Genomic DNA, 20354 nt, shown 5'->3' with positions numbered 1-20354 from the left:
GGCAACACACCCGGTCGAAGTCGTGGTGCTGACGGGAAGGCCAGAAGGGCTCGAGGTCATGGCGACCCGTCGCGGTGTACTTCTGGAAGCTGGCCATGGCCCCATTGAAGCAGACACCTGCCCGCGACAGGAGGTGTCTCTCACCGCTTGGACGCTTCCTTGGCGTGAAGTCGACGTCGGTCCGCGAGCGAGGGGGCACGACATGCGTCAGGGGCGCCCGCCGAGTCGGCGGGCGCCCCTGACGGGCAGAACCGGGATCAGATCTGGCCGGCCTTCTCCAGCGCGGAGCAGCAGGTGTCCGTGATCAGGCGGGTCACCAGGTACGGGTCGACGTTGGCGTTCGGACGGCGGTCCTCGATGTAGCCCTTGCCGTCCTGCTCGACCTGCCACGGGATACGGACCGAGGCGCCACGGTTGGAGACACCGTAGGAGTACTCGTTCCACGGGGCGGTCTCGTGCAGACCCGTCAGACGGTCGTCGATGCCGGCGCCGTAGTTCTTGACGTGGTCGAGCGGCTTGGAGCCCTCACCGAGCGACTCGCACGCGGTGATGATCGCGTCGTAGCCCTCGCGCATCGCCTTGGTGGAGAAGTTGGTGTGCGCGCCGGCGCCGTTCCAGTCGCCCTTGACCGGCTTGGGGTCGAGGGTGGCGGAGACACCGAAGTCCTCGGCGGTGCGGTAGAGCAGCCAGCGGGCCACCCACAGCTGGTCCGAGACCTCGAGCGGGGAGAGCGGGCCGACCTGGAACTCCCACTGGCCGGGCATGACCTCGGCGTTGATGCCGGAGATGCCGAGACCGGCGGCGAGGCAGTTCTCCAGGTGGGCCTCGACGACCTCACGGCCGAAGATCTCGTCGGCGCCGACACCGCAGTAGTAACCGCCCTGGGGGGCCGGGAAGCCGCCCTTGGGGAAGCCCAGCGGGTAGCCGTCCTGGAAGAAGGTGTACTCCTGCTCGATGCCGAAGATCGGCTCCTGGGAGCCGAACTTCGCGGCGACCTCGACCAGCGCGGCACGGGTGTTGGACTCGTGCGGCGTCATGTCGATGTTGAGGACCTCGCACAGGACGAGGACGTCGTCGCCGCCGCGGATCGGGTCGGGGCAGGTGAAGACCGGCTTGAGGACACGGTCCGAGGAGTGGCCCTCGGCCTGGTTCGTGGAGGACCCGTCGAAACCCCAGATCGGCAGCGCGTCGAGACCGGCGGGCTCGCCCGTCATGATCTTCGTCTTGGAACGGAGCTTCGCCGTCGGCTGGGTGCCGTCGATCCAGATGTACTCAGCCTTGAAGGTCACGGGCCACTTCCTTCGGGGTGTGTCTGACGCACTTGCGGGTGCTGCGGCGCTGCGGCACTGGGGCGCCGCGGTTGTTTGCCCGGCAGCTTGTCAACAGGCGATTTCCCGATCATTGCTCGAATGTGAACCCCGTGTTACCTGGTGGTTCTGTGGTGCGGCTCACTGTGTGAGGGCATCGGCCGGGCCCCGAGTTGCCGTTCGCGAGAGCAGACACGCCGGCGGGGAGTGACTCGTATGCGATGGGAATGCGGGGCGGGGAAAGGGGTACGGGTGTCATCGGCCGGCGTCGGCCGCCGCCTCCCGTACCCCCTCCAGGAACCCCCGGATCGCGGCCCGCTCGCCGTCGTCGCAGCCCTGGAACAGCTCCACGACCCGCCCGATGAGCGGCCCGAAGAAGGCCTGGCCGAGCTCGACCGCCCGCTCGTCCACCTCGATGACGATTCTGCGCCGGTCCGTCGCGCCCCGCCCCCGCCGGACGTGACCGGCCCGCTCCAGACGGTCGACGAGGGCGGTCGTCCCCGCCGAGTCCGGCCCGAGCGTGGCGCCCAGCCGTCCCGCCGTCATCTCCTCGGCCGCCCGCCGCGCGTCCATGAGGGCGATCGGGGCGCGCACGTCCGTCGGGGGCGTGCCGTTGCGGTTCGCGAACCGGGCGCTGTACAGGCCGGCTTCGACGGTCGTCGCGGACTGGCTGGATGCGCTGCTCGCGGGGCTCGGCGTCTAGCGGGCGGACGTGGGCGGGCACTCCTACGACGCCTGGATCGCCCTGCCACGCCCTGCCGATGCTGCTGCGGCCCACCCCGCGCCGGGTGCGGGCCTTCTGGAGGGAGAGACCGGGGGAGCGGTCGTGGACCCCGACCGGCTCCGGCTCCAGGAGGCCGCCGCGGGCTTCCCCTCGGGGCGGCCGGTGACCGGTCCGAGGCCCGCGTCGGCGGCGCTGCGGTCCTCGCACGTGCGGGCCCTGCTGCTCGTGGCCGCGAACAGCAGGACCCTCCCCCTCCGCTCGGCTTCGCCCGGGTGGGGGGACTCCCGTCACGTGCACGGTGGCGGCCGGGGCGGAGAGGGTGCTGGGGACGCGGTCGAGACGGTCGTCCTGCCGGACGTGTCCCCTCACTCGCTTCCGCACGCAGCGCCCTCGGACCTGGGCCGCCGCCTCATCGCCTTCCTCGGCGGTTGAGCCTCACCCCACCTTCTCGATCAGGGCCCGGCGGATCAGGAACTTGCCGGGCTCACGGACCTGCTCGAAGGCCGCGTTGTTGAGCAGCGCGCAGCTGCCGGAGACCGAGGTCACCTCGACGGTGATGGACTTGTTGTTGTCCAGGTTGGTGACCTTCAGCTTCGTCCCCGCCGGGAACTGGTTGCTGGACGCGGCGGGTGCCCCCGCCTCGCCGGAGAGGGTGACGGTCGAGCCGTTGCAGACCTGCTGACCGGAGGCGGCGGCACCGCCGTTTCCCGTGTTGCCGGTGTTTCCGGCCGGGGCGGAGGCCGCCGGGGCGGAGGCCGCCGGGGCGGAGGCGGTCTGCGAAGGCTGGGTGGGCTGCGTCGACTGGGAGTCCTGAGCCGACTCCCCAACGACGCACCCCGACGCCTTCTGCTGGACCTTGATCTGTGCGATGACCGCCTCGCGGTTGGCGATCCGGGCCGCCGACTGCGCGTCCGGAGCGGCCCGTTGGCCGTCGATGAACTTCTGGTTGTTGCCCAGGGCGGTGGCGAGCCCCTGGCAGACGGTCGAGTTCGCGGCGGACAGCGTCTGCGCCTTCTGGGGCGTCTGGGCGGCGTTCGAGCTGCTCGCCATGGCGAAGGCACCACCGCCCGCCACCGCCGCCGCGCTGACGAGCAACGCGACCTTCTTCTTCGTGCCGAGTGTTCTCCTGCGCGGCATGCGCGCCTCCTGCAGAGGTAGGGGAGCGTACGCCGCTATGTACGAGATCCCGAACGAGGTTACTCAGCGGTTACAGGAGTCAGTGAATGTGACGCGCGTCACGAATGCTTCGGTGGATCACGAGGTCCTCCCCTCCTCGTACGCCACGACCGTGTCGTCGACGGACTGCAGCAACCCCTCGGTCTGGCGGGTGAGTTCGGCCTCCCGGGTCTCCCTGCCGTCCCCCCACTGCCCGTTGGCGAACACCACCGAGCGGACCGTCATCACCCGCCGGTACACCCCGGCCGAGCCGGGCGGCACGGTCGGCAGACCGGCCTCCGGGGGCGGGTCGAGCGAGACGACCTGGTACGTCACCGGGTCCGTGGAGGCCATCATGAACACCCGCGAGGCGTCCTCGATCCGGGCGAAGCTCAGCACGGTGACCGTGATCTGTGAGGCCCGGTCGGCGTCGGTGAACAGCGCGGCCGTCAGCCGGGAGCACTTCTCGCCCTGTTCGACGAGCGCGGCGAGCTCCGGCGACATGCCCCGGGCGCAGTCGGTGGTGGTGGCGAGGTCCACACGGGTGTACCGGGAGCCGTCGTGGAGACGGACGTTCGTGGCCGGGAAGGCCTGCTCGGGCCGGATCACCGGCCGGGAGAGCAGGGAGGGGAGGGCGCTGGGGGCGCCGGACGGGAGGGTGACCTCGACGGAGGGCGCGCTCGCGGTGTCCGAGGCTGTCGCCGGTGGCCGCTCGTCACCTCCGTCCCCGAGCATCGCCGCACCGGCGGCGATCGTGGCGACGAGCACGACAGCGACCCCGGCGCCCACCGCCCGCCGTGCCTGCCGGCGCCGCCGTATGCGCTCCCGATCGGCCATGAACTGGGCGTACGGATCGGGCGGCCCGTATGTGAATCCTTGATCACCGAAGGTCATGGCGGCGGAGGGTAACAGCGGGAACCGGCTCGGCTCCCGCCGCCGGACGAACCCTTTCCCACCCGACTAACGGGACAGAGCGTCCCGTACGGCCTCATCGGTGCGCGCCACCACCGCGCTGCCGTCGTCGGCGGTGATGATCGGCCGCTGGATGAGCTTGGGGTGCTCGGCGAGCGCGGCGATCCAGCGCCCCCGCGAGCCGGCGTCCCGCGCCCACTCCTTCAGGCCGAGTTCCTTGGCCACGGCCTCCTGTGTCCGGGTGATGTCCCATGGCTCCAGCCCGAGCCGGTCGAGTACGTCCCTGATCTCGTCCTCGCTCGGCACGTCCTCCAGATAGCGGCGGACGGTGTAGTCGGCCCCCTCGGCATCGAGGAGCGTGAGGGCGCTGCGGCACTTCGAGCAGGCCGGATTGATCCAGATCTCCATGACGCCCACGGTAGTGGCCCCGGTCGAACCGCGACCGGAGCCAGGACCGGAGCGATGGCTCTGTTCGAATATTCGGTGCCCCGCGCGCAACTCTCGAACCTTGTGTGACATGGCGCCAATTACCCTGCTCACCTGGAGCTTTGATGGGGCTTCGGGCTCCCTGATTGTCAGTGGGGGGCGGTAAACTGGATGCAGTGTTCGAGAGTTCCGCCGGATGTCCCGGCGGGGTTCTGACCGCGACAGGAGGATGCCTGTGCCCGCTGCCGCACTGAAGCCGAAGACGGTGCCGACCCAGTCCACCGCGAAGCGTTCCGTTCAGCTCGATCTGCCCTATGTGCCCGTGGCGAAGCGGCCGTTGCCGGCCGGGCGGCCCCGGGAGTGGTACGTCGCGCACAACCGCCGGCTCAAGGCGATGCGCCTCGCCATAGCGCTGCTGGACCTGGGCGTCTTCATGCCGAACCAGGCCCGCAACGAGAAGATCCGCAGCACGGCGGAGCTGATCGGCGTTCACCCGCCGTCGGACACGACGTGCCACATGGTCAGGGCGTTCATGCGTTACTCGCGGTGAGCCGTGACGCCGGGTCCCGTCTCCCGCGACGGTGCCCGGCGTTCCCCGCGGCCCACCGGCCCCGTCAGGCTGCCAACTCCTTCTCCAGCGGCGTCCGGAAGCGGGGCGTGACCCGGGTGCCTCCCATGCACGCCGCGAGTCTCTCCGCCTCCGCCGCTGTCGCCGCCTCGGCCTCCCGGCCGACGCCCTCCTCGGCCAGCAGCCGCCAGACGATCTCGCCGTCGGCCCGCTGGGCCCAGCCCCCCACCACCCGGCCGTTCCACCACACCGTCGGCCCGATGTTCCCACTGCGGTCGAAGAGGGCGGAGTTCAGCTCGGGGGCCAGATACCAGTCCCGGGCCTGCCAGCCCATCGCCGTCGGATCGAGGGCCGGCAGCAGGGCGGCCCAGGGCTCGTCCGGAGCGATGACCGGGTCGACGTCCTCTTCCGCGACGTACGCCGTGCCCTCGTCCAGCCGCACCGCCCGCGCGCCGATCGCCGTCAGGGCCCGCCGGACGTCGGTCACCTTCCACCCCGTCCACCACTTCAGGTCCGCCTCGGTCGCCGGCCCGCACACCGTCAGCCAGCGGCGCAGCAGCTCGGCCTGGGCGTGCGCCGGGTCCAGTTCGGGATGGGCGGGGGCGAGGGCCCAGCGGAACTGCGTGGACGTCCAGGAGCCCAGAGGGCGTCCCCGGACCACCTTGCCCTCCACGCCCAGCAGCCGCAGCAGCCGGTTGGAGACGGTGTGGACGCCCTCGTAGCTCTTCCCGGCCGCGTACACGAACTGCTCCCGCAGCCGCGGTTCCTCCCGCGCCAGTTCCGCCGCCGTCGCCTGGCCCAGTCTGCCCAGCGCGGCCAGCGCCGACTCCTCGACCTCCTTCAGCCAGGCCGCGTCCGGGGCACCGGCCTTCGCCATGTCGTTCACCAGGGCGGCCCGCGTCCGCGCGGCGACCGCCAGGCCGGTCGAGGCGTGCACGACGGCCGTCAGCTCCGTGGGGAACACGAAGACGGTGTTCCGCATGCCGTGCATCCGCACGAGCGTCCGGTCCTCGTACAGTGCCCGTTCCGTCTCCGGCACCGTCCGCGCCGAGTCCCCGAGGCGGGCGCCGATCGCCAGGTACACCGTCGCAGGATCCGTGCCGTGCAGGGCCACCAGGGCGTCGGCCACCGCCTCGGGCGTGGCGGCCCGCGCCGCCGGGGCCAGCCGGTGCCGCAGGGCCAGCCGGGCCCGCCGCTCCGCCCCGTCGATGTACCGCGTCCCGTCACTCATCCCGGCCTCCACCGTCGTCCGCCGCCGTCGTCACCCGTCCCGATCGCATCCTCCCCGACGCCACTGACAATCGGGGCCCGTCCCCTCGTGTCACCCGTTCGCCGTATCCGGCATGCGCACGTCCCCCCACCCGTCCTTCACTGCGAACAGGGGGTTGGCGGGGGTGCGTACGAGTCGGGAGGCCCACATGGTGCGGAGACGACGTCGATGAGCGCCCTGAGCGGTTCCGGCGGGCCCCACGGTTCCAGGGGTTCCAGGGGTTCCAGTGGTTCCAGGGGGCCCCGCGTGTCCGGCGACCCAGGCGTCCCCGGTGTGCCCGGTGCAACCAGGATCCCGGGAGCACCCGGGGCTCCAGACGCTCGGCGGGCTGCACGCGCCTCCCGGGGTGCGGGCGCTCCGCCGGCTCCAGGTGCCTTCGGGGCTCTCGGCGCTCCCAGGACCTCCGGCACCCCCGCCGAGCGGGCCCGGCGTGGCAAGGAGGTCCGCAAGCGGCTCTCCCGGTCCGCGCACGCCGGCTGGCTGCCGCCCGTCGACCGGGCCGACCCCGTCGCCGTACTGGAGCGGCAGGGGCGGGACCGGCTGCCCGAGCTGCTGCCGGTCCGCCACGGGCGGATGGCCGCCTCGCCGTTCGCCTTCCTGCGCGGTGCCGCCGCCGTGATGGCCGCCGACCTGGCCGCCCGGCCGCACAGCGGGCTGACCGTGCAGCTGTGCGGCGACGCCCATCTGCTGAACTTCGGGCTGTACGCCTCCCCGGAGCGGGCGCTGCTGTTCGATCTGAACGACTTCGACGAGACGTTCCCCGGCCCCTTCGAGTGGGACGTCAAACGGCTCGCCGCCTCCGTCGCCGTCGCCGCCCGCGAGAACGGCCACCCCGAGCCGGGGGTGCGCGCCGCCACCGTGGAGAGCGTCGCCGCGTACCGCACCGCGATGCGGCGGCTGGCCGGGCTCGGCGAGCTCGCCGTCTGGTACGAGCGCATCGACGCCGACCGGCTGCTGCCGCTGCTGCGCTCCGCCCGCCACCGCCGGCGCGCGGAGGCCAGCCTCACTCGCGCCCGCCGGCGCACCAGCCTCCAGGCCCTCGGCACACTCACCGAACTCGTCGACGGGCGCCACCGCATCATCCACGACCCGCCGTTGCTCGAACCCGCGGGCGTCTCGGACTCCGCCGCCCTGCGCAAGCTCTTCAGCGACTACCGCTCCACGCTTCCCGAGGAGCGCCGGCTGCTCCTCGACCGCTTCCGCTTCGTCGACGCCGCCCGCAAGGTCGTCGGCGTCGGCAGCATCGGCCTGCGCTGCTTCCTCGTGCTGCTGGCCGGGCGGGACGCCGACGATCCGCTGTTCCTGCAGATCAAGGAGGCCCGCACCTCCGTCCTGGAGGCCCACCTGCCGAGCGGACCGTATCTGCATCCCGGCCATCGGGTGGTCGCCGGGCAGCGACTCCTCCAGGCGGCCGGTGATGTCTTCCTGGGGTGGATGACCGGGCCCCAGGGGCGCGCCTACTACTGGCGGCAGCTGCGTGATGTGAAGGGCTCCGCCGACATCGCCGGCATGACCCCGCGCGACCTCACGGCGTACGCTCGGCTGTGCGGCACCGCCCTGGCCCGCGCCCACGCCCGCTCCGGCGACCGGATCGCCATCGCCGGCTACCTCGGCGGCGCCGACACCTTCGACCACGCCGTCGCCGACTTCGCCCTGGCCTACGCCGACCAGACCACCGCCGACCACGCCGCTCTGGGCGCGGCGGTGGCGGCGGGGGTGGTGACGGCCGCACCGGACGTGTGAGGGCTTCCCGAATCAGCCGCCGCCCCCGTGAACCCGCTCGCACCGACGGAGTCGCCGACCATCGACAGGCGGTGACGTCCTCCGGCCGGGTCCTGTCGAAGCGGACGGCTTCGGCACCGAGCGCGGGGAAAAGCGGATGACGTTGAGTGACCGGATCCCTACCCTCGATGTCATGGGCACCATCGTCATCTCCGGGACCTTCGTCCTGGTCGTCCTGGGATTCGGAAACCACCTGTACTGGCTCGCCGCGGTCGCCACGCTCTACCTCTACGTGCAGTACGGCGGCGCGTCCTCCTCGTCCTCCTCGTCCGCCTCGTCTTCCTCGTCCTCCACCCCGGGCACGGGCTCGGCTCCGACGACGTACAAGGCCTACCGTGCCCGCCGCGACCTGCAGACCAAGTGGGAGCGCCGTTACGAGCGCGAGCGCGGCAAGTAGCGGACGGTCCGCCGAGAGCTCCACTCTTGTCCGGAGCTCTCAGAGGGCCGGGGCTCCCCACAGCGGGAACCATCGGCTCAGGTCCTGCTCGATCCGCAGATCGTCGGCCAGGGTCGCCTTCACCTGGAGTTCCAGCGCGTTGTCGCGCCGCTGCCCCCGCTCGGGCAGCGGCGCGAACGGGTAGAAGGTGCCGCGCTTGTAGAGGTACACGAGCGCGAGGGAACGCCCGGCGGGGTTCTCGAAACCGGCCAGGGAGCACAGCAGCTGCGGCCCGAAGCCGTTGATCTCCATCGCGCTGTTCACCGCGTGCAGATCGTTGACCAGGGCGGACAGCTCGTCGGGGGCGCGGCGCGAGAGCAGCCAGGAGTAGCCGTAGTCGTCCCGCAGCAGCTGGACCGGGGGACCGGTGCGCTCGGTGTCCGCGTCGAGGAGGGCCTGGACCTCGCGGTGCGTCTGCTCGAAGGCCCCGCCCTCCACGGTCGCGAAGCACACGGCGCCCTGCCCGGTCGGGGTGAACCCGGCCGCCGCCTCCAGCGTCACCGCCGCCGACGGCAGCGCGAACAGCTGGTCGAGGTCGGGTGTGACCGGCTTCGTCCGGCCGAGCAGGATGTCCAGCAACCCCATGTGTCAGTCTGCCTTCCCGGGTGTGGCCGCCTCGCCCAGCTCGGTGGAGATCCGTCCCAGCTGGTCGAGCCGCTGCTCCAGGCTCGGGTGGGTGGAGAAGTACCGTTCGACGCCGGGCTCCCTCCCGGTCGCCGGGGTGAAGTAGAAGGCGTTGAAGGCCTGGGCGGTGCGCAGGTCCTTGGTGGGGATCCGGGCGATGTCACCGGAGACCTTCGTCAGCGCGGAGGCCAGCGCCGAGGGCCGCCCGGTGAGCAGCGCGGCGGCACGGTCGGCGGCGAGTTCCCGATACCGGGACAGAGCCCTGATCAGCAGGAAGCTGATCGCGTACACGGCGGCCGACACCCCCATCACCACCGCGAAGACGGCGGCGGTGTTCTGGTCCCTGCGCCCGCCGCCGAACAGCTGGGAGTAGAAGGCGAACCGCACGATCAGCCCCGCGATCACACCGAGGAAGGACGCCACGGTGATCACGGCGACGTCCTTGTGCGCCACGTGCGACAGCTCGTGCGCGAGCACACCCTCCAGCTCCGCCGGCTCCAGCCGCCGCAGCAGGCCCGTCGTCACGCACACCACCGCGTTGTCGGGATTGCGCCCGGTGGCGAACGCGTTCGGCATGTCCATGTCGGACACGGCGACGACCGGCTTGGGCATGTCCGAGAGGGCGCACAGCCGGTCCACGACGGCGTGCAGCTCGGGATACTCCTCCCGCTCCACGACCCGCCCGTGCATGGCGAACATCGCGATGCGGTCGGAGAACCAGAACTGCGCGACGAACATCGCCGCCACGAGCACCACGACCAGCACCCACGACTTCAACAACACGATCAACGCGACGACGAAGGCCACGTACAGCAGCCCGAGCAGAAACAAGGTGACCGTCATCCGCACGGTCAGCCCCCGGTCGCTCCGGAAACGGCTCCGCATCTGCATCACCCCGCAGGCAGTCAGGCACTCGCCCCACTGCCAGTGTGCACCCGGGCACGCCCATGAAGCGGTCGCGATCGGCCCTAGGACCAGCAAAGGCTGCGCCCCACTCCCGGACGACCCGGGCCCCCCTGTCCGGGGCCTGTCCTAGTACGGGGCCTGGAACCGTGCCCACCCCAGGAGCAGGATCACCGCCGCCACGCAGCCCAGGACGATCGTCGTCGACACCCAGGACGACCGGCGCGGACCCGCGTGCTCCGGGTCGCCGCGGAAGGGCACCGGCTCCGGTGGGTTCTCCTTCCAGCGGGCGGCCAGCATCCGGGCCCGGGCCGAGGGCTCCTTGTGTTCGGCCTGGTCCGCCCACCTGAGGTCGAACTCCCGCTCCACGTCGTCCTGTTCGGGCATCGCCGTATCTCCCCGTCACCATTCTCGAACAGCAGTGCCAGAAACCATACGACGGCGCCCCCGCCCTGAGAAACAGGAACGGGGGCGCCGCCGGAAGCCGTACGGCCACGGTCCGATCACACGTCGAAGTACAGCTCGAACTCGTGCGGGTGCGGACGCAGCTGCAGCGGGGCGATCTCGTTGGCGCGCTTGAAGTCGATCCACGTCTCGATCAGGTCGGACGTGAAGACGTCACCGGCGAGCAGGAACTCGTGGTCGGCCTCGAGGGAGTTGAGGACGGCCGGGAGCGAGGTCGGGACCTGCGGGACGCCCGCGTGCTCCTCGGGAGCCAGTTCGTAGAGGTCCTTGTCGATCGGCTCGGCCGGCTCGATCTTGTTCTTGATGCCGTCCAGGCCCGCGAGCAGCAGGGCGGAGAAGGCGAGGTACGGGTTGCCGGAGGAGTCGGGCGCGCGGAACTCGACGCGCTTGGCCTTCGGGTTGGAGCCCGTGATCGGGATACGCATCGCCGCGGAGCGGTTGCGCTGCGAGTACACCAGGTTCACCGGGGCCTCGAAGCCCGGGACCAGGCGGTGGTAGGAGTTCACCGTCGGGTTGGTGAAGGCCAGCAGCGACGGGGCGTGCTTGAGGATGCCGCCGATGTAGTAGCGGGCGGTGTCCGACAGGCCCGCGTAACCGGCCTCGTCGTAGAAGAGCGGGGAGCCGCCCGCCCACAGCGACTGGTGGACGTGCATGCCCGAGCCGTTGTCGCCGAAGATCGGCTTCGGCATGAAGGTCGCGGTCTTGCCGTTGCGCCAGGCCACGTTCTTCACGATGTACTTGAAGAGCTGCAGGTCGTCCGCGGCGGCGAGCAGCGTGTTGAACTTGTAGTTGATCTCCGCCTGGCCGGCGGTGCCCACCTCGTGGTGCTGGCGCTCGACCTGGAGGCCGGCCTTGCCCAGCTCCAGGGAGATCTCGGCGCGCAGGTCGGCGAAGTGGTCGACCGGTGGGACCGGGAAGTAGCCGCCCTTGTAGCGGACCTTGTAACCACGGTTGTCCTCGAGGGCACCGGTGTTCCAGGCGCCGGCCTCGGAGTCGATGTGGTAGAAGGACTCGTTCGCGCTGGTCGCGAAGCGCACGGAGTCGAAGACGTAGAACTCGGCCTCGGGACCGAAGTACGCGGTGTCCGCGATACCGGTCGACGCGAGGTAGGCCTCGGCCTTCTTCGCCACGTTGCGCGGGTCGCGGGAGTACTGCTCGCCCGTGATCGGGTCGTGGATGAAGAAGTTGATGTTCAGCGTCTTGTCACGGCGGAACGGGTCCACCCGCGCGGTCGAGAGGTCCGCGCGCAGGGCCATGTCGGACTCGTGGATGGCCTGGAAGCCCCGGATCGACGATCCGTCGAACGCGAGTTCCTCGTCAGGGTCGAACGCCTCGACGGGCACCGTGAAGTGCTGCATGACGCCCGGCAGGTCGCAGAACCGGACATCGACGAACTTGACGTCCTCGTCCGCGATGAACTTCTTGGCCTCGTCGGCGTTCTGGAACATCCAGCTCCTCCTACTCCCGGCCGTTCCCGTGCCGGGGTGGTAGTTCGTTCGTGCGGCCAGTGCGGTGGCACACGCTGACCTCGACCCTAGGGACGGGTGATTTCTCATGCGTGACCCATTTGTTTCGCACAAGTTAACCGGACCTCGCCCGGTCCACCCCACCTGTCCGCATCGCGAAACGCCCGCAGTACGGTGGAGCCGTGGACAACAGGCAAGCACTCGGATCGTGGCTCTCCGGACCCCGCGCGGCCATGGAGGACGCCGGTGCCGACTTCGGATACCGGGGACAGCAGCTGGGCCTCCCGGAGGAGGGACCCGGCTCGATCGCCCGCCCCGGCCGCCGGCTCGGCGCGCTGGCGGTGGACTGGGGTCTGTGCCTCTTGATCGCATACAGCTTGATCACTGAGGGCTACACCCCCGCCACCAGCAACTGGACCCTGCTGATCTTCCTCGTGGTGAGCGTCCTCACAGTGGGGACGCTCGGCTTCACCCCCGGCAAGCGCCTCTTCGGCCTGCGGGTGGTGTCGGTGGAGACCGGCACGGTGAACCCCCTGCGCTCGGTGATCCGCACCGTGCTGCTCTGCCTCGCGATCCCCGCCCTGATCTGGGACCGCGACGGGCGCGGCCTCCACGACCGGCTGGCCCGCACGGTCGAGGTGCGGATCTAGGGCGTGTTGGGAAAGTCCCGCCTGCCCGGCGGCGCCTGGCACGCCCTTGCGGTGCGCATACGGCGATGGGGGCGCCCGGTGATCACCGGGCGCCCCCATCGCCGTATGCCTGCGAGCGAGGTCAGCGGGTCTTCGGCCCGCCCTTCGGGAGGCGCATCCCCTTGGGCATGGGCCCCTTCGGGAGCGGCATGTTGCTCATGAGGTCCCCCAACGCGCGCAGTCGGTCGTTGGTCGCCGTGACCTGCGGGCCGGTGAGGACGCGGGGGTACTTCAGCAGGGTGGTCCGCAGCTTCTTCAGCTCGGTCTGGCCCTCGCCCGTGCCGACGATCACGTCGTGCACCGGGACGTCCGCGACGATGCGGTTCATCTTCTTCTTCTCGGCGGCCAGGAGGCTCTTCACCCGGTTCGGGTTGCCCTCGGCGACCAGCACGATGCCCGCCTTGCCGACGGCGCGGTGCACCACGTCCTGGCTGCGGTTCATCGCCACCGCGGGGGTCGTCGTCCAGCCCCGGCCGATGTTGTCGAGGACGGCCGCGGCGGCGCCCGGCTGGCCCTCCATCTGACCGAAGGCGGCCCGCTCGGCCCGTCGTCCGAAGACGATCGCCGTCCCGAGGAAGGCGAGCAGGAAGCCCAGGATGCCGAGGTAGACCGGGTGGCCGATCAGGAAACCGATCGCGAGAAAGACACCGAAGATGAGGAGGAAGACACCCGCGAGCACCAGGCCGATCGTCTTGTCGGCCTTACGGGTCATCTTGTACGTCAGGGCGATCTGCTTCAGTCGCCCGGGGTTAGCGGCGTCCGCCGCGCTGTCACTTCTCGCCATGCCAGGAAGTCTACGTGGCCCCGGAAGCGCCGACGACGGCAGTGTCCGGGAGACGGGGGCATGGGTGGAGCGGGGTGGGGCAGCAGTAGTCAGGAGGTCCGGGCGGCGGTGACCGCTTCGAGGACGCGCTGCGCCTCGACCCGGTCCTTGGCGCGACGGCGGTCCTCCAGCACGGAGGTCCAGGCGTTGCGGCGGGCGGTGCGCTGTCCGCTGCTCATGAGCAGCGACTCGACGGCGCGCAGTGCGGTGGTGAAGGACGGGATCGCGGTGGCGCGAACGGGCGCGGCCTGCATGTGAAGGTCCCCCTCGGGCGGCTTCGGGTGGGTGTCGGTGTTCTCTACGTGCTGTGATACCAGCGTCACTGTTTGGTGTTACCAGGGCGTGACCGACCGGTCAAACGCCCATGAAGCCTTGATGTGGGGCATTCGGGGGGCGCGGAACGCCGACGCGGTCCCGACCGGGGCCCTCATCTGCGAGGACGGTCGGGACCGCGTCGAATCGGCCGTTACTGGCCAGTAGTACCTTGTGCGCGAATTCACACGCTTGCCCGGCGCCCGTACGGGGCACGGGGACCGGCCGATGTCTCCCAGGTCACACGGCCTGCGAGGCGACGTAGGTCCCCCGCTTCTCGACGGCCATCTGGTACAGCCGCCCGGCACGGTAGGAGGACCGCACCAGCGGACCCGACATCACCCCGGAGAAACCGATCTGCTCGGCTTCCTCCTTCAGCTCCACGAACTCCTGCGGCTTCACCCAGCGCTCGACGGGGTGGTGGCGCACGGAGGGGCGCAGGTACTGGGTGATGGTGATCAGCTCGCAGCCGGCCTCGTGCAGCTGCTTCAGCGCCTCGCTGACCTCCTCACGGGTCTCGCCCATGCCGAGGATCAGATTGGACTTGGTGACCAGGCCGTAGTCGCGGGCGTCGGTGATGACCTTCAGCGACCGGTCGTAGCGGAAGCCGGGGCGGATCCGCTTGAAGATCCGGGGGACCGTCTCGACGTTGTGCGCGAAGACCTCGGGCCGGGAGGAGAAGACCTCCGCCAGCAGCTCGGGGATCGCGTTGAAGTCGGGGGCGAGCAGCTCGACCTTGGTACGGCCGGCCTCGCGGGACGCCGTCTGCTCATGGATCTGGCGGACCGTCTCCGCGTACAGCCAGGCGCCACCGTCCTCCAGGTCGTCGCGGGCGACGCCGGTGATGGTGGCGTAGTTCAGGTCCATGGTGACCACGGACTCGCCGACCCGGCGGGGCTCGTCGCGGTCCAGCGCCTCGGGCTTGCCGGTGTCGATCTGGCAGAAGTCGCAGCGCCGCGTGCACTGGTCGCCACCGATCAGGAAGGTCGCCTCCCGGTCCTCCCAGCACTCGTAGATGTTGGGGCAGCCGGCTTCCTGGCACACGGTGTGCAGCCCCTCGCTCTTCACGAGGTTCTGCATCTTCGTGTACTCGGGACCCATTTTCGCCCGCGTCTTGATCCACTCGGGCTTGCGCTCGATGGGGGTCTGGCTGTTGCGGACCTCCAGGCGCAGCATCTTGCGTCCGTCGGGTGCGACTGCGGACACGACCGGCTCCCTAGCGTTTGATTCTTCGGCGTGCTCAAGCGTACGCCCGTGGATTCGAAAGCCTGTCGGCGTGCCTCAGGCCGCCGGTGTCTTCTCGATCACCCTCGGCCTGAGCTCCGCGTTCTCCATCACGTCCCGCAGGTGCCCCTCCACCACCGGCAGCACCTCGGCGATCGTGACGTCCCGGCCCAGCTCGCCCGCCAGGGACGCCACGCCCGCGTCCCGGATGCCGCACGGGATGATCCGGTCGAACCACTTGGTGTCCGGGTTCACGTTCAGCGAGAAGCCGTGCATGGTGACGCCCTTGGCCACCCGGATGCCGATCTGGGCCAGCTTGCGGTCCTCGCGGCGCTGGCCGGCGTTGGAGGGGGCGTACTCGGGGCCGTTCAGCCGCGGGTCGAACTCCTCGTCGGTGAGGCGCGGGTCGAAGTCCAGGGACAGCCCGCCGACCAGCGGCCGCTGCTCCACGGGGTCGCCCAGCACCCACACCCCGCTGCGGCCCTCGACCCGGGTGGTCGCCACGCCGAAGTCCGTACAGGTGCGGATCAGGGCCTCCTCCAGGCGGCGGACGTGCGCGACGACGTCCACCGGGCGGGGGAGCTTCTGGATCGGGTAGCCCACCAACTGGCCCGGACCGTGCCAGGTGATCTTGCCGCCGCGGTCCACGTCGACGACCGGCGTGCCGTCGAGCGGGCGCTCGTTGTCGGCCGTGCGCCGGCCGGCCGTGTAGACCGGCGGGTGTTCCAGGAGCAGCACGGTGTCGGGGATCTCGTCGGCGAACCGGGCCGCGTGCACCCGGCGCTGCTCGTCCCAGGCCTCCTGGTATTCCACGGCCTCGGCACCGAAACCCATACGGACGAACCGCAGCTCACTCACGGCAAGCGCCTCCCTGAAGGTCGTAAGGCACGAAACGCGCCCAAGCCACTGTACGTCCGCGCACTCCGCGTCAGCCGCACGGGCAATCCTCACACGATCGGATGAATGAACGTCGAGATGTGCGATCGGCTGCTTACGCTCCGCTACATTCGCGCCGTTCACGAGGCATCAGGCCTGATCACAGCTTCAGGGCACTTCATCCGGGCACGTCAGAGGCCCGGGAGGCAGGAGACCGCACCGCAGATGACGGAACGACCCGCGCAGCGCACTCCCAACCGCCAACTCGCCGCGCTCATCGCAGAAGCGGGCTTCTCCAACGCGGGTCTGGCCCGTCGTGTCGATCAGCTGGGCCTCGAACACGGGCTGGACCTCAGATACGACAAGACCTCCGTCACCCGGTGGCTGCGCGGGCAGCAGCCGCGGGGCACCACCCCCGCCCTCATCGCCGAGGTCTTCACCCGCCGCCTGGGCCGCCGGCTGACCGCCCAGGATCTCGGCCTGGACGCCTGCGCGCCGGTCTACGCGGGCCTGGAGTTCGCCGGCACCCCCGAGGAGGCCATCGACATCGTCGGCGGGCTGTGGCGCAAGGACTCCGGCAGTCATGCCGAGCTGCGCAAGATCGCCTTCACTCCGGCAGGGCTCGTCGTCCCGAGCCGGGACTGGCTGATCGGGCGGGCCGACGAGAAGGTGGCCCGCGGCGAACCGGTGCCCCGGGTCCCGGTCCAGGGCCGCCAGGCCCCCAAGTCCCCGGGCGCGCCCGCCAGGCCGACCCCCGGGATGCCGCTCGCCGTCCCCCGCCAGCGCGGCCAGGGCAGCGAACGCGGCCCCGGCCAGCGGGTCACCGGCGGCGACATCTCCGCGCTCCGCTCGGTCGGCGAGCTCTTCCGCACCCTCGACGACATGTACGGCGGCGGTCACGCCCGCCAGGCCCTCGTGCGCTATCTGGAGCACGAGTGCGAGCCGATGCTGCGCGGCACCTACGGCGAGCAGACCGGCCGCCGCCTCTTCGGCGCCGCCGCCGACCTCACCCGGCTGGCCGGCTGGACCTCCTTCGACATCGCCGCGCACGGCCTCGCCCAGCGCTACTTCGTCCAGGCCCTGCGCCTCGCACAGGCGGCCGGGGACCGGGCGTACGGCTCCTTCGTCCTCGTCACCATGAGCCGCCAGGCGGTCTACCTCGGCCACGGGCGGGAGGCGGTACAGCTGGCGCGGGTGGCCCAGCAGGGCGTGGGCACCGGTGCCCCGCCGGTCATGCAGGCGCTGCTGCACGCGGCCGAGGCGCGCGGGCACGGCATCCTCGGCGAGGTGCGGGCCTGCACCGCCGCCCTGGTGCGGGCCGAGCGTGCCCTGGAGGCGAACCGGCCCGGGGACGAGGTGCCGTACTGGGCGCGGTACTTCGACGAGGGACAGCTGGCCGACGAGTTCGGGCACTGCCACCGCGATCTCCAGCAGTTCCGGGCCGCCGCCCAGCACGCCGAACGCTCCCTTCAGCTGCGCCCCGCCGCCTACGCCCGCAGCCGCCTGTTCTGCCGCGTCGTCCTCGCCTCCGCCCGCCTGGGCCTCGGCGAACTCGACCAGGCCTGCCAGCTGGCCGCGGAGGCGGCCGGGCAGGCGGCGGAGATGCGGTCGGTCCGGGCGGTGGAGTACGTCAGGGACTTCGAGCGCAGGCTGGAGCCGTACAAGGACGCGGCCCCGGTACGGACCTACCGCGACAAGGTGGCGGCCGCGCTCGGCTAGCCAGGGGTGTCCGGCCGGTCGTGCCGCAGGCGGCACGTGATCGGCCGGACGGGTCTCAGGCGGCCCGGGCGGTGGTCGGTGTCGGGTCCGCCCTGTGCATCGGTCCCGCCGTCCCCAGGTCCGCCACGATCGCCGCGGCCGCCCTGTGTGCCGAGTGCAGGGCGCCCTGGACGGTGCTGGTGTCCCGGTGGTCGCCGCACACGTACAGGCCCGCGAGGAGCCGTACCGACCGTCGCAGATCGTGCGGCGGGCGCATCGCGGGGACGGCCTCGGCGGTGTGGTGGACGGCGAGGGTCTCCCAGCGCGCGGTCGAGGTGCCGTAGAGGCGGGACAGGTGCATCCGTACGGCGGTGTCGACGCCGTCGGGCGGGGTGCCCAGGACCGTGGAGGAGATCAGGGCGCGGCCCTCGGGCGCCCGGGCCGGGTCGACGGCGCTGACCACGGTCGTGTGCGCGACCGGGCCGCTCCGGTCGGCGTCCAGCAGGAGGGACGCGCCGGTCGCCGGGGGCTCGTCCGTGGTGTGGTGGACGACCGTCACGGGGTGGAAGTCGGGCACCCGCAGGCCGGGCAGCAGCTCGGCGGCGGCGCGGGCGTCGGTGGCCAGCAGTACCGCGCGGCAGCGGAACTCACCGTGCTCGGCGGTGGTCACCGAGGTCGTGGAGACCGAGGTGACCCGCACCCCGGTGTGCACGGTGCCCGGCGGCAGGGTCCGGGCGAGCAGCTCCGGCAGCACCTCGGCGCCGCCCTCCGGCACGCACAGCCGGCCCGCCGCGAAGGCGCGCAGCGCGAGGTCCGCGCACCGGCTGGAGGTGGTGAGGTCCGGGTCGCAGAGCAGCGCGGCGAGCAGCGGACGCAGGAACCCGTCGATCGTGCGGGCGGGCAGCCCCCGCGCCGCGAGGGCCTGGGCGGCCGCCGACTCCGGGCGGCGCAGCAGCCGTTCGGCGGGGGTGGCCGCGATCCGGGTGAGCGCGGCGCCCAGCCGGGCCTGGTCCACGGCCGTCCCCAGCGGAGCGCCGGGGCGGATCCGGGGAGGCTGCGCGGGCTGCCACGGCGAGCCGGTCCGGCTCAGGGCCCCGGCCCGTCCCCCCGGCAGCACACCCGGCCGAGGGGCGCTTGCCAGGGCGCGTACGGCATGGAGTGCGCCCCTCGCGCTCCCCGCGCCTGCCTGCGCTCCGGCGCGGTGATGGCGGCCGTCGCTGTGCAGCAGGACCCCGGGGGCGAAGGGGCGCAGCACCAGCGCGTCGAGCCCCGGTGTCAGGCCCAGTTCGGGATAGGCTGTGGAGAGCAGCTGCCCGATGCGGTCGAGCCGGAAGCCGTCGACCTTCTCGGTCGACATACGGCCGCCGACGCCATGGGCGGCCTCCAGGACCGCGGTCGTTATTCCTGCGCTGGTCAGCCGATGTGCGGCGGAGAGTCCGGCGACTCCGGCTCCCACGACGACGACGTCTGCCTGGTACGCGGGCTCAAGCACGTGCCCCTCCTCGAGGTTTGCGCGGCCGGTGGAGACGTCATGCCCCCAACTTCCGTTCGGGATGCCCGAGTTCGGATCGAGGTTAGGGCCGCGCCCGGTCAGGGACAGTCGCGCATGGGCAGGGCACGGTCGCACGGCGGTCGCATGCGGTCGGAAGGGGTCCCACGCCCGGTCGCACACTCCGTACGAGGCGGTCGCACATCCCGTACCAGGCCGCTCACGCCCCTCGCACGGCGTCTCACGCCGCCCGGATCGCGTCCTCGATCCCGGGGAACGCGAAGGTGAACCCGGACTCCAGCAGCCGCTTCGGCACCACCCGCGCGCTGCCCAGCACATCCCCGGCCATCTCGCCCAGCGCCGTCCGCAGCACCGGCGCCGGCACCGCGAACAGGGTCGGCCGGTGCAGCACCCGCCCCATCGCCGCCGTGATCTCACGGTTCGTCAGCGGCTCGGGCGCGGTCAGGTTGAACGGCCCCGACAGGTCGTCATGGTCCATCAGATGCCGGATCGCCGCGACCTCGTCGTGCAGCGCGATGTACGACCAGTACTGCCGGCCGTCGCCCATCCGCCCCCCGAGGCCCGCCTTGAAGAGCGGGAACAGCCGGCCCCAGGCCCCGCCCCCGCGCGCCACCACCAGACCGGTCCGGGTGAACACCGTGCGCACCCCGGCCTCCCGGGCGGGCGACGCGGCCGCCTCCCATTCCACGCACAGCTCCGGCAGGAAGCCGGTGCCGGCGGGCGCGCTCTCGTCCACGACCCGCTCGCCGGTCTCGCCGTAGATACCCATGGCGCTGCCGTTCACGAACACCCTCGGCGGCTCGTCGAGCGAGGCGATCGCCCTCGCCAGACCGGCCGTGGCATGCACCCGGCTGTCATGGATCCGCCGCTTGTACGCCTCCGTCCAGCGCTGGTCCCCGACCCCGGCCCCCGCCAGGTTGACCACGGCGTCGCACCCCGCGAGCGCCGCCGCGTCCACCTGTCCCCCCTCCGGATCCCAGCGCACCTCGTCCGCGCCCCCGGGCGCCCGGCGCACCAGCCGGACCACCTCGTGCCCGTCGGCGGTCAGGGACCGCACCAGGGCGCTGCCGATGAGACCGGAGGCGCCGGCCACCGCGATGCGCGCACTCTTCTGTTCCATGGCCTCATCCTGCCCGGTGGCCGGATAAAACCCCGTCGGGTCGCGTCGGCCCGCCTTAAGGTGG

The 20354-nt window shown here is 71.6% G+C and carries 21 protein-coding genes and 1 pseudogene; 6 read left to right on the top strand and 16 right to left on the bottom strand.

Going from position 1 to position 20354, the window contains the following annotated elements:
* Positions 1 to 257: 257 nt before the first annotated feature.
* On the bottom strand, positions 258 to 1289 hold the full coding sequence (gene glnII / locus ACIBVL_RS02450) for a glutamine synthetase (protein ID WP_399090471.1): 1032 nt from the start codon (positions 1287 to 1289) through the stop codon (positions 258 to 260).
* 273 nt (positions 1290 to 1562) lie between these two features.
* Positions 1563 to 1970 (bottom strand): annotated as a pseudogene (locus ACIBVL_RS02445) (MarR family winged helix-turn-helix transcriptional regulator); the annotation flags it as partial.
* 49 nt (positions 1971 to 2019) lie between these two features.
* On the opposite strand from ACIBVL_RS02445, the gene ACIBVL_RS02440 reads away from it, so the two are divergent.
* Complete coding sequence (locus ACIBVL_RS02440) at positions 2020 to 2463, top strand: hypothetical protein (protein WP_399090468.1); 444 nt, start codon at positions 2020 to 2022, stop codon at positions 2461 to 2463.
* Positions 2464 to 2466: 3 nt separating this feature from the next.
* Here ACIBVL_RS02440 and ACIBVL_RS02435 read toward each other — a convergent pair whose 3' ends face one another.
* From ACIBVL_RS02435 to ACIBVL_RS02425, 3 genes are all read right to left on the bottom strand, one after another.
* Positions 2467 to 3168: a hypothetical protein gene (locus ACIBVL_RS02435; RefSeq protein ID WP_399090465.1), complete on the bottom strand. Its 702-nt coding sequence runs from the start codon at positions 3166 to 3168 to the stop codon at positions 2467 to 2469.
* Positions 3169 to 3285: 117 nt separating this feature from the next.
* Positions 3286 to 4080 carry a hypothetical protein gene (locus ACIBVL_RS02430; protein WP_399090462.1) on the bottom strand — a complete coding sequence of 265 codons (795 nt, stop codon included), beginning with the start codon at positions 4078 to 4080 and terminating at the stop codon, positions 3286 to 3288.
* Between the two features lie 66 nt (positions 4081 to 4146).
* Positions 4147 to 4506 carry an arsenate reductase family protein gene (locus ACIBVL_RS02425; RefSeq protein WP_399090459.1) on the bottom strand — a complete coding sequence of 120 codons (360 nt, stop codon included), beginning with the start codon at positions 4504 to 4506 and terminating at the stop codon, positions 4147 to 4149.
* 253 nt (positions 4507 to 4759) lie between these two features.
* On the opposite strand from ACIBVL_RS02425, the gene ACIBVL_RS02420 reads away from it, so the two are divergent.
* Positions 4760 to 5074: a hypothetical protein gene (locus ACIBVL_RS02420; protein ID WP_399090456.1), complete on the top strand. Its 315-nt coding sequence runs from the start codon at positions 4760 to 4762 to the stop codon at positions 5072 to 5074.
* A 64-nt stretch (positions 5075 to 5138) separates the two neighbouring features.
* On the opposite strand, the gene ACIBVL_RS02415 is transcribed toward ACIBVL_RS02420, so the two are convergent.
* On the bottom strand, positions 5139 to 6323 hold the full coding sequence (locus ACIBVL_RS02415) for a winged helix DNA-binding domain-containing protein (protein ID WP_399090453.1): 1185 nt from the start codon (positions 6321 to 6323) through the stop codon (positions 5139 to 5141).
* Between the two features lie 285 nt (positions 6324 to 6608).
* Here ACIBVL_RS02415 and ACIBVL_RS02410 point away from each other — a divergent pair, with 285 nt between their 5' ends.
* Both ACIBVL_RS02410 and ACIBVL_RS02405 read left to right on the top strand, forming a co-directional pair.
* The gene (locus ACIBVL_RS02410; protein WP_399090450.1) at positions 6609 to 8105 is read left to right on the top strand and encodes a DUF2252 domain-containing protein; all 1497 of its coding nucleotides are present in this window, start codon (positions 6609 to 6611) and stop codon (positions 8103 to 8105) included.
* Between the two features lie 172 nt (positions 8106 to 8277).
* Positions 8278 to 8541 carry a hypothetical protein gene (locus tag ACIBVL_RS02405; protein WP_399090447.1) on the top strand — a complete coding sequence of 88 codons (264 nt, stop codon included), beginning with the start codon at positions 8278 to 8280 and terminating at the stop codon, positions 8539 to 8541.
* 39 nt (positions 8542 to 8580) lie between these two features.
* Here ACIBVL_RS02405 and ACIBVL_RS02400 read toward each other — a convergent pair whose 3' ends face one another.
* From ACIBVL_RS02400 to glnA, 4 genes are all read right to left on the bottom strand, one after another.
* A complete protein-coding gene (locus tag ACIBVL_RS02400) occupies positions 8581 to 9165 on the bottom strand; it encodes a hypothetical protein (RefSeq protein WP_399090444.1) in 585 nt (194 codons plus the stop codon).
* Between the two features lie 3 nt (positions 9166 to 9168).
* On the bottom strand, positions 9169 to 10089 hold the full coding sequence (gene htpX, locus ACIBVL_RS02395) for a zinc metalloprotease HtpX (protein WP_399090442.1): 921 nt from the start codon (positions 10087 to 10089) through the stop codon (positions 9169 to 9171).
* Between the two features lie 147 nt (positions 10090 to 10236).
* The gene (locus ACIBVL_RS02390) at positions 10237 to 10494 is read right to left on the bottom strand and encodes a hypothetical protein (RefSeq protein ID WP_399090439.1); all 258 of its coding nucleotides are present in this window, start codon (positions 10492 to 10494) and stop codon (positions 10237 to 10239) included.
* Positions 10495 to 10610: 116 nt separating this feature from the next.
* A complete protein-coding gene (gene glnA / locus ACIBVL_RS02385; protein WP_399090436.1) occupies positions 10611 to 12020 on the bottom strand; it encodes a type I glutamate--ammonia ligase in 1410 nt (469 codons plus the stop codon).
* 200 nt (positions 12021 to 12220) lie between these two features.
* Between glnA and ACIBVL_RS02380 the strand changes: the two genes are divergently transcribed.
* On the top strand, positions 12221 to 12688 hold the full coding sequence (locus ACIBVL_RS02380; protein WP_399090433.1) for an RDD family protein: 468 nt from the start codon (positions 12221 to 12223) through the stop codon (positions 12686 to 12688).
* Between the two features lie 121 nt (positions 12689 to 12809).
* Here ACIBVL_RS02380 and ACIBVL_RS02375 read toward each other — a convergent pair whose 3' ends face one another.
* From ACIBVL_RS02375 to lipB, 4 genes are all read right to left on the bottom strand, one after another.
* Positions 12810 to 13511, bottom strand: a complete 702-nt coding sequence (locus ACIBVL_RS02375; RefSeq protein ID WP_399090430.1) for a DUF4191 domain-containing protein — start codon at positions 13509 to 13511, stop codon at positions 12810 to 12812.
* An 89-nt stretch (positions 13512 to 13600) separates the two neighbouring features.
* Positions 13601 to 13804, bottom strand: coding sequence for a hypothetical protein (locus ACIBVL_RS02370; RefSeq protein WP_399091994.1), 204 nt, complete (start codon positions 13802 to 13804; stop codon positions 13601 to 13603).
* 298 nt (positions 13805 to 14102) lie between these two features.
* Positions 14103 to 15068 carry a lipoyl synthase gene (gene lipA / locus ACIBVL_RS02365; protein WP_399090427.1) on the bottom strand — a complete coding sequence of 322 codons (966 nt, stop codon included), beginning with the start codon at positions 15066 to 15068 and terminating at the stop codon, positions 14103 to 14105.
* 75 nt (positions 15069 to 15143) lie between these two features.
* Complete coding sequence (lipB, locus tag ACIBVL_RS02360; RefSeq protein ID WP_399090424.1) at positions 15144 to 15944, bottom strand: lipoyl(octanoyl) transferase LipB; 801 nt, start codon at positions 15942 to 15944, stop codon at positions 15144 to 15146.
* Positions 15945 to 16187: 243 nt separating this feature from the next.
* Here lipB and ACIBVL_RS02355 point away from each other — a divergent pair, with 243 nt between their 5' ends.
* Entirely contained in the window at positions 16188 to 17681 is a 1494-nt protein-coding gene (locus tag ACIBVL_RS02355; protein ID WP_399090421.1) for a regulator, read from the top strand.
* A gap of 55 nt (positions 17682 to 17736) precedes the next feature.
* Here ACIBVL_RS02355 and ACIBVL_RS02350 read toward each other — a convergent pair whose 3' ends face one another.
* A complete protein-coding gene (locus ACIBVL_RS02350) occupies positions 17737 to 19152 on the bottom strand; it encodes an NAD(P)/FAD-dependent oxidoreductase (protein ID WP_399090418.1) in 1416 nt (471 codons plus the stop codon).
* A 238-nt stretch (positions 19153 to 19390) separates the two neighbouring features.
* On the bottom strand, positions 19391 to 20290 hold the full coding sequence (locus ACIBVL_RS02345; protein ID WP_399090415.1) for a TIGR01777 family oxidoreductase: 900 nt from the start codon (positions 20288 to 20290) through the stop codon (positions 19391 to 19393).
* Positions 20291 to 20354: the final 64 nt, after the last annotated feature.

This window comes from Streptomyces sp. NPDC049687, assembly GCF_044465285.1.
GTDB lineage: Bacteria > Actinomycetota > Actinomycetes > Streptomycetales > Streptomycetaceae > Streptomyces.
This window is presented reverse-complemented; position numbering and strand designations above follow the sequence as displayed.

What these genes read in the sequence shown, in the direction of transcription:
- ACIBVL_RS02370 (WP_399091994.1), bottom strand. Translation starts at nt 13,804, where the DNA reads ATGCAGGCCGCGCCCGTTCGCGCCACCGCGATCCCGTCCTTCACCACC.
- ACIBVL_RS02345 (WP_399090415.1), bottom strand. Translation starts at nt 20,290, where the DNA reads ATGGAACAGAAGAGTGCGCGCATCGCGGTGGCCGGCGCCTCCGGTCTC.
- ACIBVL_RS02375 (WP_399090430.1), bottom strand. Translation starts at nt 13,511, where the DNA reads ATGGCGAGAAGTGACAGCGCGGCGGACGCCGCTAACCCCGGGCGACTG.
- ACIBVL_RS02415 (WP_399090453.1), bottom strand. Translation starts at nt 6,323, where the DNA reads ATGAGTGACGGGACGCGGTACATCGACGGGGCGGAGCGGCGGGCCCGG.
- ACIBVL_RS02430 (WP_399090462.1), bottom strand. Translation starts at nt 4,080, where the DNA reads ATGACCTTCGGTGATCAAGGATTCACATACGGGCCGCCCGATCCGTAC.
- htpX (WP_399090442.1), bottom strand. Translation starts at nt 10,089, where the DNA reads ATGCGGAGCCGTTTCCGGAGCGACCGGGGGCTGACCGTGCGGATGACG.
- ACIBVL_RS02390 (WP_399090439.1), bottom strand. Translation starts at nt 10,494, where the DNA reads ATGCCCGAACAGGACGACGTGGAGCGGGAGTTCGACCTCAGGTGGGCG.
- ACIBVL_RS02355 (WP_399090421.1), top strand. Translation starts at nt 16,188, where the DNA reads ATGACGGAACGACCCGCGCAGCGCACTCCCAACCGCCAACTCGCCGCG.
- ACIBVL_RS02400 (WP_399090444.1), bottom strand. Translation starts at nt 9,165, where the DNA reads ATGGGGTTGCTGGACATCCTGCTCGGCCGGACGAAGCCGGTCACACCC.
- ACIBVL_RS02405 (WP_399090447.1), top strand. Translation starts at nt 8,278, where the DNA reads ATGGGCACCATCGTCATCTCCGGGACCTTCGTCCTGGTCGTCCTGGGA.
- glnA (WP_399090436.1), bottom strand. Translation starts at nt 12,020, where the DNA reads ATGTTCCAGAACGCCGACGAGGCCAAGAAGTTCATCGCGGACGAGGAC.
- ACIBVL_RS02435 (WP_399090465.1), bottom strand. Translation starts at nt 3,168, where the DNA reads ATGCCGCGCAGGAGAACACTCGGCACGAAGAAGAAGGTCGCGTTGCTC.
- ACIBVL_RS02425 (WP_399090459.1), bottom strand. Translation starts at nt 4,506, where the DNA reads ATGGAGATCTGGATCAATCCGGCCTGCTCGAAGTGCCGCAGCGCCCTC.